The following is a 16,629-nucleotide window of genomic DNA, read 5'->3' as shown; positions in this document are numbered from 1 at the left end:
ACAGGCATGACCCGGCCAACGTGTCACCCCGGGTCGCAGGAGTCAGCATGAACCTTATCTACAACAGCGATCTGTATTGCGTGGTCGAGTTCGCCTTCGGCGCCGCCGATCAGCCCCCGGCCAAGGGCGAGCCCGAGGTGCGCACGCTCGGCGGTTACGAAATCATGGACAAGGTCGGACGGCGCGAGATCTACATCGCGGGCCTGATGGCAGAGAAGTTCCGCTCCGAGGTGAACGAACTCATCGCCACCCATCCGAGCATGGACGATATCGACGAATTCCTGGGCCGCTTCAAGCCGATCATGGCCCAGCCGGTCGCGCTGCACTGAGCGCGAAGCTCCGCGGGCATCCACAGCCCGCGACGACCTGGTCCCTGATGACTGGGTCCACACCGCCCGCCGCGTCGCGAGACCGGCGGGCGGTGGCTTTTCGGGGCCACGATCCGCGCGGGGCCGTGCCGGCACCGTCGTTGCAACAAGCCCTGCAAGCGCTTGCGCCGCCCCGCCCATGACGCCCCGCTAGAATCCCCGACCCGCCCGGCCGACCGCCGGCACCGCTCCTCAAGCCACACAAGCCGACCGCCATGACCGCCACGTCCGATCTCGCCGCCCGCCTCGCCGACGCCATGTCGCGCCGCATCCTGATCCTCGACGGCGCGATGGGCACGATGATCCAGCGCTACAAGCTTGACGAGGCCGCCTATCGCGGCGCGCGCTTCGCCGACTGGCAGCCGGCCGACCTGGCGCCGGGCAAGCAGCTCTTCCTCAAGGGGAACAACGATCTGCTGGTGCTCACGCAGCCCGAGGTCATCGCCGAGATCCACGGAAAGTACCTTGCGGCCGGCGCCGACATCATCGAGACCAACACCTTCGGCGCGACGTCCGTGGCCCAGGCCGACTACCACATGGCCGACCTCGCCTACGAGATGAACCTGGCCGCCGCCAGACTCGCGCGCGCCGAGTGCGACAAGTATTCGACCGCCGACAAGCCCCGCTTCGTCGCCGGCGCGCTCGGCCCCACGCCCAAGACCGCCTCGATCTCGCCCGACGTGAACGACCCCGGCGCGCGCAACGTCAGCTTCGACGAACTGGTCGCGGCCTATCACGAGCAGGCACGCGGCCTGTGGGACGGTGGCGCCGACCTCTTCCTGGTCGAAACCATCTTCGACACGCTCAACGCCAAGGCGGCGCTGTTCGCGATCGACCAGCTGTTCGAGGAACGCGGCGCGACGCTGCCGATCATGATTTCCGGCACCGTGACGGACGCCTCGGGCCGCATCCTCTCGGGCCAGACCGTCGCCGCGTTCTGGCATTCGGTGCGCCATGCGCGGCCGATCACCATCGGCCTCAACTGCGCGCTCGGCGCGGCGCTCATGCGCCCCTACATCGCCGAGCTGAGCAAGATCGCCGACACGCGCATCTGCGTGTACCCCAACGCCGGCCTGCCCAATCCGATGAGCGACACCGGCTTCGACGAGACGCCCGACGTGACCTCGCGGCTGCTGAAGGAATTTGCCGAGGCCGGCTTCGTGAACATCGCCGGCGGCTGCTGCGGCACGACGCCCGAGCACATCGCGGCGATCGCGCAGGCGGTGGCGACGGTGACGCCGCGCCGCGTGCCCGATCTGGAGCAGACCGCGACCTGAGATCGACTGCGCGGCAAGCCGTGCCCACCGGCACGGACCGCCGACCAGACGCTGCCCACGGTCGGCGGTCGGCAGTCGGCAGTCGGCAGTCGGCAGTCGGCAGTCGGCAGTCGGCAGTCGGCAGTCGGCAGTCGGCAGTCGGCGGCAGCATGGTCGCCCGCTTGATCTCGGCCGCACCAAGGTCGCTGCGGCTCAGGCCTTCTTCACCGCCGGCTCGACATAGCGCGACGACTTCGCGCCGAGCAGCCCGCCGATGCGCCCGACCATGTGGGCCGACATCAGCAGCCCGCGCGCGGCCTTGTCGGGATCGAGATGCGCGAGTCCCTTGGCCGTGGCGAGCAGCGCGCCCACCAGCCCCTTGACCGCCTGCGTCCACACCTGGTTGCCGCCGTCATAGCTGCGGTCGATCAGCGCCATGTAGACGCCGGTACTCGCATAGCGGTAGAGCAGCGCGCGCGGCGTGAGCCGGCTGGCCGGCGCCGGTTCGTTGATGACCGCCTCGTCGCACCACACGAGCTTGCCGCCCGCCCGCGCCACGCGGCGGAACAGGTCGTAGTCCTCGCCGCCCGACGCGCCGTATTCGCGCCGGAACAGCGGCTCGCCGATGAGCGCGAGCGCCGAGCGCGCGATGCCGAGGTTCTGCGTGGTGTTGAGCGTCGGCACCGGGCCGGTCTTCCAGCGTCGGCGCGACGCAAACACGCTGTTGCGCGCCAGCACGCCCGAGCCCTCGGGCAGCACGCCCTCCACCGGCCCGCCGACGAGATCCGCCTTGTGCGCGACGCCCGCGCGCAGCAGCGTGCCGAGCCAGCCCGGCGTGGCCAGACCGTCATCGTCGAGCATCAGCAGCCATTGCCAGCCCGGGCAACGCGCTCCGGCCTCGCGCACCAGGGTGTTGCGCACCTGGGCCACGCCGCGCTCGGGCACCGGCACGCACACCGCCAGCGGCCATTGCCGGTTGAACTCGACGATGACGGCGTGCGCTTCCTGGCCGCAATCGTTGTCGGCCACGATCACCAGCGCCGGATGTTCGCGCAGCTCGGGCAGCAGGGTGTCGAGCAGCTCGCGCAGCTGGCCCGGGCGGCGGTAGGTCGGGATGCCGATGACGAGCGGCGGCTGGTCGGCGGAAGACGGGCCGGCGGCGGGCGCGGACGGGAGCTGGGGCATGGGATTTCCGGGGCGACCGGCATGAACGGAATTGCGCCGCATCTTGTCGCGCCCTCCGCGATGCCGCCGTGCGGCAATTCGCGCTATGGATTTGTCGGGGCGGATGCAGGGCAAAAGCGCGCGAGCACTTCGTGACGAAATGGCGTGGTCACGGCGGCGCGGCGGGAAGGGGATGTCCGAGGGCGGGGGTGAGGTGATGCCGACTGCCCGAATTGCTGAATTGCTGAATTGCCGAATTGCCGAATTGCCGAATTGCCGAATTGCCGAATTGCCGAATTGCCGAATTGCCGAATTGCCGAATTGCCGAATTGCCGAATTGCCGAATTGCTGAGCAATGATCAGCCGCACTTCAATTGTCGGCGCACCGAATCATTCCACCTATTGCGCGCACGCCTTCCGATGCCGGGCGGATCGAACGCTGCCAATCCTTGCGTGCAGCGCAGCCGGAGGAAATTCCATTCGCTCTCCGATGCCGCCCCGAACAGGATCAGGGGCGGCATTCGCGATACGCGGCGTGCAATGCGTCGACAGTGCCGAAAGCAGGCATCAAAACTGGCCATGGCAAACGATTCTTCGTCCGCCGACCGATTCGGCAATTGCACCAGCAAACCGCATCACAATCCGCCGCCGATTGCCACGCCACCCGTCAATTCCTCCGGCAATTCGCCATTCGACCCTGTGCTATTCTTCGCCGCCTTTGCCGCACTGAAGCGCGCGCAATTGCGGCGGCAATGCCGGCCTTGCCAATTGCCGCATCCGCCACTCGCCCCACCCGCTCTTTCGGGATGCCGCCATGACCGATTCCGTGCTCGCCAACCCCGCCAATTCCGTCCCGCCGCGCCGCAGCCGTCCGCTGCGCCTGTCCGGCCTCGAAGCCCTGTCGATCGATGACGACACCCTGTTCGTCAACGTGGGCGAGCGGACCAATGTCACGGGTTCGAAGATGTTCGCGCGCCTCATCCTCAATGGCGAGTACGACCAAGCACTCGCGGTCGCGCGTCAGCAGGTCGAGAACGGCGCCCAGATCATCGACGTCAACATGGACGAGGCCATGCTCGATTCCAAGGCGGCGATGACGCGATTCCTCAATCTGATCGCGAGCGAACCCGATATCGCGCGGGTGCCGATCATGATCGATTCGTCCAAATGGGAAGTGATCGAGGCCGGCCTGAAATGCGTTCAGGGCAAGAGCATCGTCAATTCCATTTCGCTCAAGGAAGGCGAGGCCAATTTCATTCATCAGGCCAAGCTTTGCCGCCGATATGGCGCGGCGGTGATCGTGATGGCGTTCGATGAAAAGGGCCAGGCCGATACCTTCGCGCGCAAGACCGAAATCTGCGCGCGCGCCTACAAGGTATTGACCGAGAAAGTTGGATTCGCGCCGGAGGACATCATCTTCGACCCGAACATCTTCGCGATCGCCACCGGCATCGAGGAGCATGACAATTACGCGGTCGATTTCATCGAGGCCTGCCGCTGGATTCGGGCCAACCTGCCGCATGCGCGCATCAGCGGCGGCGTGAGCAATGTGAGCTTCAGCTTCCGCGGCAACGAGCCGGTGCGCGAGGCGATCCACACCGTCTTCCTCTATCACGCGATCCGGGCCGGCATGACGATGGGCATCGTCAACGCGGGCCAGCTCGGCGTGTATGCCGATCTCGACCCCGAGCTGCGCGAACGTGTGGAGGACGTGGTCCTCAACCGCGTGCCGAAGCAGGCCGAAGGCGAGGAGCCGAAGACCGCGACCGAGCGTCTGCTGGAAATTGCCGAGCGCTTCAAGGGCGCGGGCGGCAAGAAGGAAGAAAACCTCGACTGGCGCGGCACGCCCGACAACCCGGTGCCGGTCGAGCAGCGTCTTTCGCACGCGCTCGTGCACGGCATCACCAACTTCATCACCGAAGACACCGAGGAAGCCCGCGCCGCGATCGCCGCACGCGGCGGCCGGCCGATCGAGGTGATCGAAGGCCCGCTCATGGCCGGCATGAACGTGGTCGGCGACCTGTTCGGCCAGGGAAAGATGTTCCTGCCGCAGGTGGTGAAGAGCGCGCGCGTCATGAAGCAGGCCGTCGCCCACCTCATCCCGTTCATCGAGGAGGAGAAGCGGCAGATCGAGGCCGCCGGCGGCGATGTGCGCAGCAAGGGCAAGATCGTCATCGCCACGGTGAAGGGCGATGTGCACGACATCGGCAAGAACATCGTCAGCGTCGTGCTCCAGTGCAACAACTTCGAGGTCGTGAACATGGGCGTGATGGTCCCGTGCTCCGAAATCCTGGCCAAGGCCAAGGTCGAGGGCGCCGACATCATCGGCCTGAGCGGCCTCATCACGCCGAGCCTCGAGGAGATGGCCTACGTCGCCACCGAGATGCAGCGCGACGACTTCTTCCGCGTGAAGAAGATCCCGCTGCTCATCGGCGGCGCGACCACCTCGCGCGTGCACACCGCCGTCAAGATCGCGCCGCATTACGACGGGCCGGTCGTGTACGTGCCCGACGCCTCGCGCAGCGTGAGCGTGGCCCAGAGCCTGCTGTCGGACGAAGGCGCGGCGCGCTACATCAGCGAGCTGGAGGCCGAGTACGACCGCGTGCGCACCGCGCATGCCAACAAGAAGGCCACGCCGCTGCTGCCGCTGGCCGAGGCGCGCGCGCACAAGCCGGCGATCGACTGGCGCGCCGCCGCGCCCGTCAAGCCGAAGTTCCTCGGCCGCCGCGAGTTCCGCAACTACGACCTCGCCGAGTTGGCGCGCTACATCGACTGGGGCCCCTTCTTCCAGACCTGGGATCTGCACGGCGCCTTCCCCGCGCTGCTCGACGATCCGGTCGTGGGCGAATCGGCGCGCAAGGTGTTCGCCGACGGGCAGGCGATGCTCAAGAAGCTCATCGACGGCCGCCAGCTCAATGCCAGCGCCGTCGTCGGCTTCTGGCCCGCCAACAGCGACGGCGCCGAGACCATCACGCTCTACACCGATGACGACGCGCGCGACGAGGCCCACGTGCTGTTCCGCTGGAAGAACCTGCGCCAGCAGACCGCCAAGCGCGAAGGCGTCGAGAACAAGTGCCTGGCCGACTACATCGCGCCGCTCGACTCCGGCGTGCGGGATTACATCGGCGTGTTCGCCGTCACGGCCGGCCTCGGCGCCGACAAGCTCGCCGAGCGCTACGAGGCGGCTCACGACGATTACTCCGCGATCATGGTCAAGGCGCTGGCCGACCGCCTCGCCGAAGCCTTCGCCGAGGCAATGCACGAGCGCGTGCGCAAGGATCTCTGGGGCTATGCGCCCGACGAGGCGCTCACGAACGAAGAGCTCATCAAGGAAAAGTACGTCGGCATCCGCCCCGCGCCCGGCTATCCGGCCTGCCCGCGCCATGAGGTCAAGCGCGAGATGTTCGCCGCGCTCGACGCCACCGCGATCGGCATGGGCCTGACCGAGAGCTTCGCGATGACGCCGGCGTCGTCGGTGAGCGGCTTCTATCTGTCGCACCCGAAGGCGCAGTACTTCAACGTCGGCGAGATCGGCGACGAGCAGCGCTGAGGCGCGCGGCGGCCGGCGCGATGCCGGCGCGCTGGTCCGTCCGGCGGCGCGCCGCGCGGACCTCCTGACGCAGCCGGCCGCGCGTCTTGTCGGACTGCCTCGCTGTCCGACGCACGCGCGCCTACACGCGGTAGGCGTCGTCCCACTGCACGCCGACATGTCGGCGGATACAGGGAGTTGCAACCCGATGCGATAACGATCGCGACGCAGGCAGTGGGCCTGCGATTACGGGACGACTCCTCCAATGAAGATCCTCTTCGTCACCAGCGAGCTGGCGGGACTGGTCAAGGTCGGCGGGCTGGCCGATGTGAGCGCGGCGCTGCCTCGCGCGCTGGAGCAGGTGACTGGCGACGAAGTGCGGGTGCTGCTGCCGGGCTATCCCGGCGTGCTCGCCGGCCTGCGTGAGGCCGCGCCCGTCGCCGACCTGCCCGGCCTGGCCGAGATTCCGCCCGCACGTCTGCTCGGCGCGCGCGGTCCCGACGGGCACGACCTGCTCGTCATCGACTGCCCCGGGCTCTACGACCGGCCCGGCACGCCCTACACCGACCTCGCCGGCCGCGACTGGGCCGACAACGACATCCGCTTCGCCCGCCTCGCGCTCGCCGCGGCACAGCTTGCCCACGGACTGCCCGGCCTCGACTGGCAGCCCGACGTCATGCATGTGCACGACTGGCCCGCCGCGCTCGCGCCCGGCTATGTCGCCTGGAACGATGGCCGCCAGCCGGTACCCACCGTCACCACCATCCACAACCTCGCGCACCAGGGACTGTTCCCGGCGGGACGGCTCGGGGCGCTCGGCGTGCCCGAAGCCGGCTTCGCCATGGAGGGCGCCGAATTCCATGGCCAGCTCGGCTTCCTCAAGGCCGGGCTCTGGTACGCAAGCGAGGTCACGACCGTGAGCCCGAGCTATGCCGACGAGATCACCACGCCCGAACTCGGCTGCGGCCTGCACGGCCTGCTCGGCGGGCTGCGCGACACCGGTCGGCTCACCGGCATCGTCAACGGCGCCGACGACAGCTGGCATCCGCGCGACGACCCGTATCTCGTGCGCCGCTTCGACCTCGCCACGCGCGACGAGAAGCAGCGCAACGCGCGCGCCGTGCGTCAGCGGCTCGGCCTCGCCCAGCGCCCCGCGCCGCTGTTCAGCCTGATCGCGCGCATGGTCTGGCAGAAGGGCGTCGATCTCGTCATCGACGCCTGCGAGACGCTGGTGCGCGCCGGCGGCCAACTCGTGGTGATGGGCACCGGCGACGCCGCGCTCGAACGCCGCATGCATACGCTTTCACACCGGCATCCGGGCAGCGTCGCGGTGCGCATCGGCTATGACGAGCCGGTCGCGCACAACCTGTTCGCGGCGAGCGATTTCTTTCTGATGCCCTCGCGCTTCGAGCCCTGCGGCCTGACGCAGATGTATGCCCAGCGCTTCGGTGCCTTGCCCATCGCGCACCGCACCGGCGGCCTGCGCGACACCATCGACGACGGCGTCACCGGCTTTCTGTTTCCGGACAGCTCGGTGCGCAGCCTGCTCGGCGCGGTACGGCGCGCGCTGCTCACCTTCAACCATCGGCCGGGCATGGGCCGCATGCAGCGCGAAGCGATGCAGCGCGAATTCGGCTGGGACGCGCCAGCCCGCGAGTACCACCGGGTTTACGCGCGGGTTCACTCACGCGCGCTCGCGGCAGGCCGCACGTCCGCTTGTCATGAGTAGCCACTACGACATGGTGTTTCCTCATGCCATCCCTCAAGATTCGCGGACTTACGGCATTCCCCAGTCCCTTCTTCCGAAACCTCCATGACACCGCTCGTCCAGTCTGCCGCCTGGCAGACCCTGCGCGACCATCACGCGCAATGGCAAGACCGAAACCTCGTCTCCCTGTTCGACGCTGACCCGGAGCGCTTCGACAAGTTCTCGCTCGAAGCCGCCGGCGTGTTCATGGACTTCTCCAAGAACCACGTCGACGAGACGACGGTGAAGCTGCTGGCCGACCTCGGCCGCGCGCGCGGCGTCGAGACGCTGCGCGACGCGATGTTCGCCGGCGAGAAGATCAACCACACCGAGAACCGCGCCGTGCTGCACGTCGCGTTGCGCGCGCCGGTCGGCATGCAGATCTGCGTCGATGGCGAGGACGTGGTGCCCGGCGTGCACGAGGTGGTCGACCGCATGGCGGGCTTTGCCGAGCGCGTGCGCTCGGGCGCGCGTACCGGCCGTACCGGCAAGCCTTTCACCGACATCGTAAGCATCGGCATCGGCGGCTCCGATCTCGGTCCGTGCATGACGGTCGAGGCGCTGCGCTCGTCGTTGCATCCGCGCCTGACGATGCACTTCGTGTCGAACATCGACGGCGCGCATCTGGCCAAGGCGCTGCGCGATCTCGATCCCGAGACGACGCTGTTCGTGGTCATTTCGAAGACGTTTACTACGCTCGAAACCCTCACCAACGCGAAGAGCGCGCGCGACTGGTTCCTCGCCAGCGGCGCGACGCATGCCGACATCGCCAAGCACTTCGTGGCCGTGTCGACCAACGCCGAGAAGGTCGAGGAATTCGGCATCGCGACGCGCAACATGTTCGGCTTCTGGGACTGGGTCGGCGGGCGCTATTCGCTGTGGTCGGCGGTCGGCCTGCCGATCATGCTGGCCGTCGGCGCCCAGGGCTTCCACGAGCTGCTGGCGGGCGCGCACGAGATGGACATGCATTTCCGCACCGCGCCGCTGGAGCGCAACCTGCCGGCGCTGCTCGCGCTGCTGGGCGTGTGGTACCGGGGCTTCTTCGGCGCGACGAGCCAGTGCATCGCGCCCTATGCGCAGGATCTGAACCGGCTCGCGGCCTATCTCCAGCAGCTGGAGATGGAGAGCAACGGCAAGGCCGTGACGCGCGACGGCACACCGGTGAGCACCGGCACCTGCCCGGTCATCTGGGGCGAGCCGGGCACCAATGGCCAGCATGCCTTCTTCCAGCTCATCCACCAGGGCACGGACGTGATTCCGGTGGACTTCATCGCTGCGCTCGACGGTGGCCACAACCTGCCCGACCACCATCGCCTGCTGCTCGCCAACTGCTTCGCGCAGAGCGAGGCGCTGATGATGGGCAAGAGCGCCGACGAGGTGCGCGCCGAGTTCGCGGCCGCCGGCCAGCATGGGGTCGAGGTCGAGGCGCTGGTGCCGCACAAGGTGTTCACCGGCAACCGGCCGAGCACGACGCTGCTGGTCGACCGCTTCTCGCCGCGCGCGATCGGCGCGCTGGTCGCGCTGTACGAGCACAAGGTGTTCGTGCAGGGCGCGGTGTGGGACGTCAACAGCTACGACCAGTGGGGCGTCGAACTGGGCAAGCAGCTCGCCGCGCGCATTGCGCCCGAGCTGCTGCCTGGCGCCGTCGCCGGCAAGCACGACAGCTCGACGGCTGGCCTCATCGCCCGCGCGCGCGCTGCTGGCGCCTGAGCTGCCTCTGCCCGCCATCAGGCGGGCAATGCCATCGGCGGCGAGGCGCTCCCGGCAGCCTCCGATGGCACGGCCGGCTTCCCGTCGGCCGGCAAGTCGCCGCCACGGCAAAGCTCGCCATGCGGCAAATTGCATTCATAAAATCAAGCAAAGTTACAATTCTGGAAAAGACACAGTAACTGCCGCAATCTCGGCAAAAGTGTGAATTTCTGCACGTCTCGTGCGGAGCAGTGGCAAGCAGAGTGCGCTGGTTTTCGCCCGCACCGAGTTCTTCCTTGCTCTCGATCGAATCCGTTGCCCTCGCAGACGACATTGTCTTCGCGCACTCACTCTGCTCGGAAACCCCGCCACTGAACGGCCTCGTTGCCCGCCCCGCGACCGACGCCGACCTCCCCTTCCTCGCCGCGCTCTACGCCAGCCTGCGTGCCCGCGAGGTCGCCGCCACCGGCTGGACCCCGGCGCGCCAGCAGGCTTTCCTGGCCGACCAGTTCCTCTGCCAGCACCGCTACTACCACGCGCATTTCGGCGACGCGGCCTTTCTGATGCTCGAACGCGGCAGCCAGCCGATCGGCCGGCTGTATGCCCGCATCCATGACGGCGTGCTCACGCTCATCGACATCAGCCTCATTGCGCCCGCGCGCGGTCAGGGCCTGGGTGGCGCGCTGCTCGGCCGGCTGAGCGCACTGGCCGATGACGCGGGCCTGGAGATGTCGCTCGCGGTCGAACCCGACAATCCGGCGCGCCGCCTGTACGAGCGCCACGGCTTCGCGCCGCATGACGACAGCGGCTTCTATCTGCGCATGTTGCGTGCGGCCCGCCGGGCGCCCACCAACGCTCCTGCTCGCCCCGCATGAACCTGCCCGACGCCTCCCGCCTGCGCGCGCTGATCGGCCGCGACTTCGACTTCGCCGCACCCGGGGCCGGCAGCTTCGCCGCCCGGCTCGACCACGTGACCGACGGCCTGCCGATGGATGCCGGGTACCGCTGCTACCGCGCGCAATTCGTCGTCGATGGCGCATGGGCCATGCAGGCCAACTATCGCGTGACCGCGCCCGACGGCGAGGTCTGGCAACTGCTGTTGACGCCGGTGCGACCCGGCGCCGATGGGCGGCCGGTACTTGAGGCCGTCGTCCACACCCACGTGTCGCAAGCATCAGGAGACAACACATGAGCGAACCCTTCATCGGCGAGATCCGCATGGCCGGATTCAACTTCGCCCCCTACGGCTGGGCCTTCTGCGATGGCAGCCTGCTGTCCATCGCGCAGAACACGCCGCTGTTCGCGCTGCTCGGCACCAGCTTCGGCGGCAACGGCGTGCAGACCTTCGGTCTGCCCGACCTGCGCAGCCGCGTGCCGATCGGCGCGACGCTGTCCAGCGCGCCGCCCGGGCTGACGCCGCGCCAACTCGGCGAGAAGGCCGGCAGCGAGAACTTCACCCTCACCGCCGGCAACACGCCCGTGGGCCCGCACACCCACGCGGCCGCCAGCGCCGTGCTCCCGGCGGGCAGCTCCAACAAGCCCGACGCCAGCAGCTACCTCGCCGGCGCGACCGACACCGACAACGGCGTCGTCTATTCGAGCTTCGCCCCCGATGGCCCCGAGAAGGTCACGCTCGCGCCCAACTCGGTCGTGGTGCAGCAGGCCACCGGCGGCCCGGCCTCGACCCAGATCCCGACGCTGCCGCCCTACCTCGGGGTGAATTTCATCATCGCCCTGCAAGGCATCTTCCCGAGCCGCGGCTGACCGCGGCGGACGGCCGCCGGCGTAGCGGCCGTCCAACCCGATTTTCACGACGGAGCCACTGACGCACGGTGGCACGGCGCGCAAGGATGCGCAGGAGCAAGACGATGGCCAGCTGGTTCAGCAAGCACGCACGCGGCAAGTCCGACGACGCCGGAAGCCGGTGCAAGACACCTGCCGGCACCGCCAGCCCGCCTCGGGGGCCGCTGATGCTGGCACTGGAGCCGCGCATGATGTTCGACGCGTCGGTCGCGGTCGTGGCCGACGCTGCCGCCGAGGCCACGCATGACGCCGTCACCGCGGCAGCTGGAAGCACCGCGCGGCCGCATGACGCCAACGTGGCCGAAGGCAGCGGCGCGACCATCGCCGGCACGGCCGACGACCAGACCGGCGGCACCAGCGGCTCGGGCCACGACCAGGCCACCCGCAGCGCCACCGACACCAGCAGCGGCGCCGACACGCCGGCCCGCGCCGACACCACCGCCGCCACGATCACCAGCCTCGCCACGCTCGGCGCCGACGCCTTGCAGCTCGGCAAATCCGACGCGGGCACGGCCATCGTCGTCATCGACGCCTCGGTGGACGAGCCCGACGCCATCGTCGCGGCCCTGCCGGCCGGCACCGAGGTCATCCGCCTGAACGCCGACAGCGACGGCCTCGCCCAGCTCTCGGCCGCGCTGGCCGGGCGCGGCGGCATCGGTTCGATCCAGATCGTGACCGAGGGCACGACCGCCGCCCTGCGCCTGGGCAACACCTGGGTCGACCGGACCGCGCTCGATGCGCACTCCACGCAGCTCGCCGCGATCGGCGCCGCGCTCGCCGCCGACGGCGACATCCTCGTGTACGGCTGCAAGACCGCCGACGGCGCCGACGGCCGTGCCTTCATCGACGAATTCGCGCGCCTCACCGGCGCCGACGTGGCCGCTTCCACCGACTGGACCGGCGCCGCCTCGCTGGGCGGCAACTGGACGCTCGAATACGCGAACGGCGACATCAACCACGGCCAGCTGCTCGACGCCACGAGCGCCGCCGGCTACGACCATCTGCTCAACACGCTGGCGGCGGGCGACATCGTCATCATCGGCTGGGGCCGCGCCAATCCCGTCAGCCAGGGCGAGGTCTATCTGATGTCGCTGGTGGACGTGCCGGCCGGCACCACCATCGCCCTGACCGACCTCGGCTGGGACAACAGCACCGGCGCCTTCCAGGCCAGCCCCAACACCAGCGAAGGCCGGCTGGTCTGGACCCTAAGCAGCACGCTCCAGGCCGGCGACGTGGTGAAGGTGCTCATCTATCCGTCGAGCGGCGGCGCGGCGATCACCAACATCACCGACGGCACGACGATCTCGGCCGGCGACTACGCCACCTCGGGCTGGTCCAACTCCAACTATGTGTTCAACGCCAACGGCGACAGCGTCTTCATCTACCAGGACTCGCCCGCCAATCCCTACTTCATCTTCGGCGTCAACACCTCGCAGGGCGGCTCGCCCTACACGGTGGACAGCTCGGGCTGGAATCAGCAGGTGTCGTCCAACGGCGACGCGCTGTCGATGCTGCCCAACGGCACCGGCAGCCAGAACGCCCTGGTTAACGGCAGCACTGCCGTCGGCTTTCCGCAGCAGTCGCTGAACAACAACCTCCAGTACAACGGCAGCACCGTCGGCACCGACCGCGCGGGCTGGCTCGCGCGCATCACCGACCGCAACAACTGGAACGGCGTGGACCTGACGGCCACCGAGACCGCCACCAATTCCATCGGCACCACGACCGGCAGCTTCGGCCTCATCACCGCGCCCAACCACACGCCCACGCTTTCGCTCGACAGCGGCAGCACCAGCTACACCGAGAACGGCAGCGCCATCGTCGTCAGCGGCGGCGCCACCGCCAGCGATACCGACGGCAACTGGAACGGCGGCACCGTGCGGCTCTCGCTCGGCGTCAACGGCAGCGCGACCGACGTGCTCGGCATCGGCGCGAGCGGCGGCATCACCGTGTCGGGCACGACCGTGAGCTACGGCGGCACCGCCATCGGCACGCTCAGCGCCGCGACCGGCTCGCTCAGCGGCAGCACGGTCACGGGCAGCGCCAGCTCGGCGCTGCTGGTCACGCTCAACGGCAGCGCGACCGACGCGGCGGTGCAGGCGCTGGTACGCGCCTTCACCTTCGCCAACAGCTCGGACGATCCGGGCAGCGGCACACGCACCGTGACGGTGGCCGTGGCCGACGCGCTCAACGCCAGCGCTTCGGCCAGCCGCAGCATCACGGTCACGCCCACTAACGACGCGCCGACCGACATCACGCTCAGCAACACCACGGTGGCCGAGAACAGCAGCACGCCGGCCACGGTCGGCACGCTCGGCACGACCGACCCCGATTCGGGCAATACCTTCACGTACACGATCGTCGGCGGCGCCGACCAGGCAAGCTTCGACATCAGCGGCGGCACGCTGCGCTTCGCCTCGGGCGCCACGCTCGACTACGAGACGCAGAACAGCTACAGCGTGACGGTGCGCAGCACCGACCAGGGCGGCCTGAGCACCGACAAGACCTTCACCGTCACGCTGAGCAACGTCAACGACGGGCCGACGCGGGTCAGCCTGAGCAGCAGCGGCCTCGACGCCAGCACCGCCACGGCGAACGCGACGGTGGGCACGCTCACCGCCACCGACCCGGACGCCGGCGACACCCTCACCTTCTCGCTGGCGCTCGGCAACGGCAGCAACGATGCCGACAACGGTCTGTTCACCATCAGCGGCAACACGCTGCGCGTCGGCGCTGGCGGGCTGGCCGCCGGCACCTATCACGTGATGGTGCGGGCCACCGACAGCGGCGGCTACTACGTCAACCAGGCGCTGGTCATCACCATCGCCACGCCCAACGTCGCGCCCACGCTCGTCCTCGACAGCGGCAACGCGAGCTTCGCCGAGAACGGCAGCGCCATCGCCGTGAGCGGCGGCGCGACGGTGAGCGATGCCGAGAGCAACTGGAACGGCGGCAGCGTGACGCTCGCCCTCACGGCCAACGGCAACAGCAGCGACGTGCTCGCGCTCGACACGAGCGGCAGCGTCGCCCTGGCGGGCACGACGGTGAGCGTGGGCGGCACCGCCGTCGGCACGCTTTCCGCCGGCAGCGGCACGCTCAGCGGCGCCACGGTGAGCGGCAGCGCGGCGGCGAGCCTCGTCGTCACTCTCAACGCCAGCGCCACCGATGCCGACGTGCAGGCCATCGTGCGCGCCCTCACCTTCGGCAACAGCGGCGACAACCCCGGCGGCGCGACCCGCACGCTGAGCGTGACCGTCGCCGACAACGCGGCCGGCAGCAGCAGGCAGACGCGCGACATCGCCGTCACGCCGGTCAACGATGCGCCGACGGCCTCGGGCGGCAGCTACTCGCTGCCGTCCACCGACGAGGACACCGCCTCCACGCCGGTCGCCGTCGCCAGCCTGCTCGGCAACTACAGCACCGCCGACGCCGACGGCGACACGCTCGGCATCGCCATCACCGCCGCCTCGGGCAACGGCCACTGGCAGTACAGCACCGACGGCGCCAGCTGGACCAACGTCGGCAGCGCCAGCGCGAGCGCCGCCGTGCTGCTCGACGCGACCACCCGCCTGCGCTACGTCGGCGACGGCGTGCATGGCGAAACCGTCACCCGGCCCAGCGTCAGTTTCGTCGCCTGGGACGGCTCGACCGGCAGCGCCTCGGTCAACGGCACGCCCGCCACCGCCGACACCGGCGCCTCGACCGCCTTCTCGACCGGCACGCTCACGGCCGACATCAGCGTGGCCGAGGTCAACGACGCGCCGGTGCTGGCCGACACCACGCTCACCCTCACGGTCGAAGAAGACTCCGGCGCCCCGGTCGGCGCTGTCGGCTCGTCGCTGGCCGACTTCATGGGCGGCGTGAGCGACATCGACGGCGACACGCCGCTCGGCGTCGCCATCAGCAGCGCCGATGAGGCGCTCGGCACCTGGTACTACACGACCGATGGCGGCGGCAGCTGGAACGCGCTCGGCGCGGTGAGCGAATCGTCGGCGCTGCTGCTGGCCAATGACGGCAGCACGCGGCTGTTCTTCCAGACCTCGGCCGGCGTCACCGGCACCACGTCGGCCGCGCTCGGCCTGCATGCCTGGGACGGCACCGAGGGCAGCGCCGGCAGCCGCGCGGACCTGACCCACTCGACCACCTATACCTCCAGTTCGGGCGCGGTCATTCCGGTCAGCGGCACGTCCGGGCCGGCCTCGCCCTATCCGCTCACCATCAGCGTCGGCGGCGTCGGCACGATCACCGACGTGTCGGTCACGCTCACCGGCCTGACCCACACCTTCGCCGCCGACCTCGACATCCTGCTCGTGGGGCCGGACGGCACGGGCGTGATCCTGATGTCCGACGTGAGCGGCCGGCCGTCCAACGCCAACCTCACCTTCAGCGATTCGGCCGCGGGCACGATGATCTCGGCCACGGGCAGCGGCACTTACCGGCCGACCAATGTGGGCCTGGCCGTCGATACCTTCACCGGCGTGAGCGGCAGCTTCGGCACCTCGCTGTCGGCGTTCCAGGGCGGCAGCGTCAACGGCAACTGGAGCCTGTACATCGTCGATGACACGGGTGGCGATGTGGGCACGCTCGCGGGCTGGTCGCTGACGCTCGGAACCGGGCCTTCGTCGGCGTTCAGCAGCAATACCGACACGGTGTCGGTCACGGTCACCGAATCGCCCAAGGCGCCGGTGCTGACGCCGACGGCGCCCGCCTTCACCGGCATCACCGAGGACGACAGCGCCAACGCCGGCCAGACCGTGGCCGACCTGCTCGGCAGCAGCGTGACCGACGGCAACACCGGCGCGGTGCAGGGCATCGCCATCACCGGCCTCGACGCCGGCAACGGCAGCTGGGAATACAGCCTCGACGGCACCACCTGGACCGCCGTCGGCAGCGTGAGCGATTCGGCCGCCCTCCTGCTGCGCGCGAGCGACCATCTGCGCTTCGTGCCCGATGGCAACAACGCCGACAGCGCGAGCCTGACCTACCGCGCCTGGGACCAGTCCGGCGCCACCGCCGGCCTCGAAGGCACGACCGCCGACACCACCACCCACGGCGGGCGCACCGCCTTCTCCA

At 69.3% G+C, this 16,629-nt stretch carries 10 protein-coding genes; 9 read left to right on the top strand and 1 reads right to left on the bottom strand.

The features are described from left to right. The first annotated feature begins 47 nt into the window (after window positions 1–47). Entirely contained in the window at window positions 48–329 is a 282-nt protein-coding gene (locus H566_RS0100050; RefSeq protein ID WP_028309825.1) for a BTH_I0359 family protein, read from the top strand. A 254-nt stretch (window positions 330–583) separates the two neighbouring features. Continuing rightward, window positions 584–1,645: a homocysteine S-methyltransferase family protein gene (locus H566_RS21930; RefSeq protein ID WP_051377698.1), complete on the top strand. Its 1,062-nt coding sequence runs from the start codon at window positions 584–586 to the stop codon at window positions 1,643–1,645. A 192-nt stretch (window positions 1,646–1,837) separates the two neighbouring features. On the opposite strand, the gene H566_RS0100040 is transcribed toward H566_RS21930, so the two are convergent. Next, on the bottom strand, window positions 1,838–2,809 hold the full coding sequence (locus H566_RS0100040) for a glycosyltransferase family 2 protein (RefSeq protein WP_028309824.1): 972 nt from the start codon (window positions 2,807–2,809) through the stop codon (window positions 1,838–1,840). Window positions 2,810–3,602: 793 nt separating this feature from the next. On the opposite strand from H566_RS0100040, the gene metH reads away from it, so the two are divergent. The 7 genes from metH to H566_RS27020 form a co-directional block, all read left to right on the top strand. Next, window positions 3,603–6,338, top strand: coding sequence for a methionine synthase (metH, locus tag H566_RS21925; RefSeq protein ID WP_084544571.1), 2,736 nt, complete (start codon window positions 3,603–3,605; stop codon window positions 6,336–6,338). A 244-nt stretch (window positions 6,339–6,582) separates the two neighbouring features. Next, entirely contained in the window at window positions 6,583–8,046 is a 1,464-nt protein-coding gene (gene glgA / locus H566_RS21920) for a glycogen synthase GlgA (protein ID WP_051377696.1), read from the top strand. An 84-nt stretch (window positions 8,047–8,130) separates the two neighbouring features. After that, window positions 8,131–9,774: a glucose-6-phosphate isomerase gene (pgi, locus tag H566_RS0100025; protein ID WP_028309823.1), complete on the top strand. Its 1,644-nt coding sequence runs from the start codon at window positions 8,131–8,133 to the stop codon at window positions 9,772–9,774. 275 nt (window positions 9,775–10,049) lie between these two features. Then, complete coding sequence (locus H566_RS0100020) at window positions 10,050–10,628, top strand: GNAT family N-acetyltransferase (protein WP_211238020.1); 579 nt, start codon at window positions 10,050–10,052, stop codon at window positions 10,626–10,628. Beyond that, window positions 10,625–10,945, top strand: a complete 321-nt coding sequence (locus tag H566_RS27025; protein WP_051377694.1) for a DUF6916 family protein — start codon at window positions 10,625–10,627, stop codon at window positions 10,943–10,945. The genes H566_RS0100020 and H566_RS27025 overlap by 4 nt, the downstream gene beginning before the upstream one ends. Next, entirely contained in the window at window positions 10,942–11,517 is a 576-nt protein-coding gene (locus tag H566_RS0100010) for a phage tail protein (protein WP_028309821.1), read from the top strand. The genes H566_RS27025 and H566_RS0100010 overlap by 4 nt, the downstream gene beginning before the upstream one ends. 104 nt (window positions 11,518–11,621) lie before the next feature. Further along, window positions 11,622–16,629, top strand: a 5,008-nt coding sequence (locus H566_RS27020; protein WP_156924234.1) for a DUF4347 domain-containing protein, incomplete at its 3' end; no start/stop codon positions are given.

The organism is Derxia gummosa DSM 723, from assembly GCF_000482785.1.
Classification (GTDB): Bacteria; Pseudomonadota; Gammaproteobacteria; order Burkholderiales; family Burkholderiaceae_E; genus Derxia; species Derxia gummosa.
Note: the sequence above shows the minus strand (reverse complement) of the source record. Positions and strands in the feature narration are given on the sequence as shown.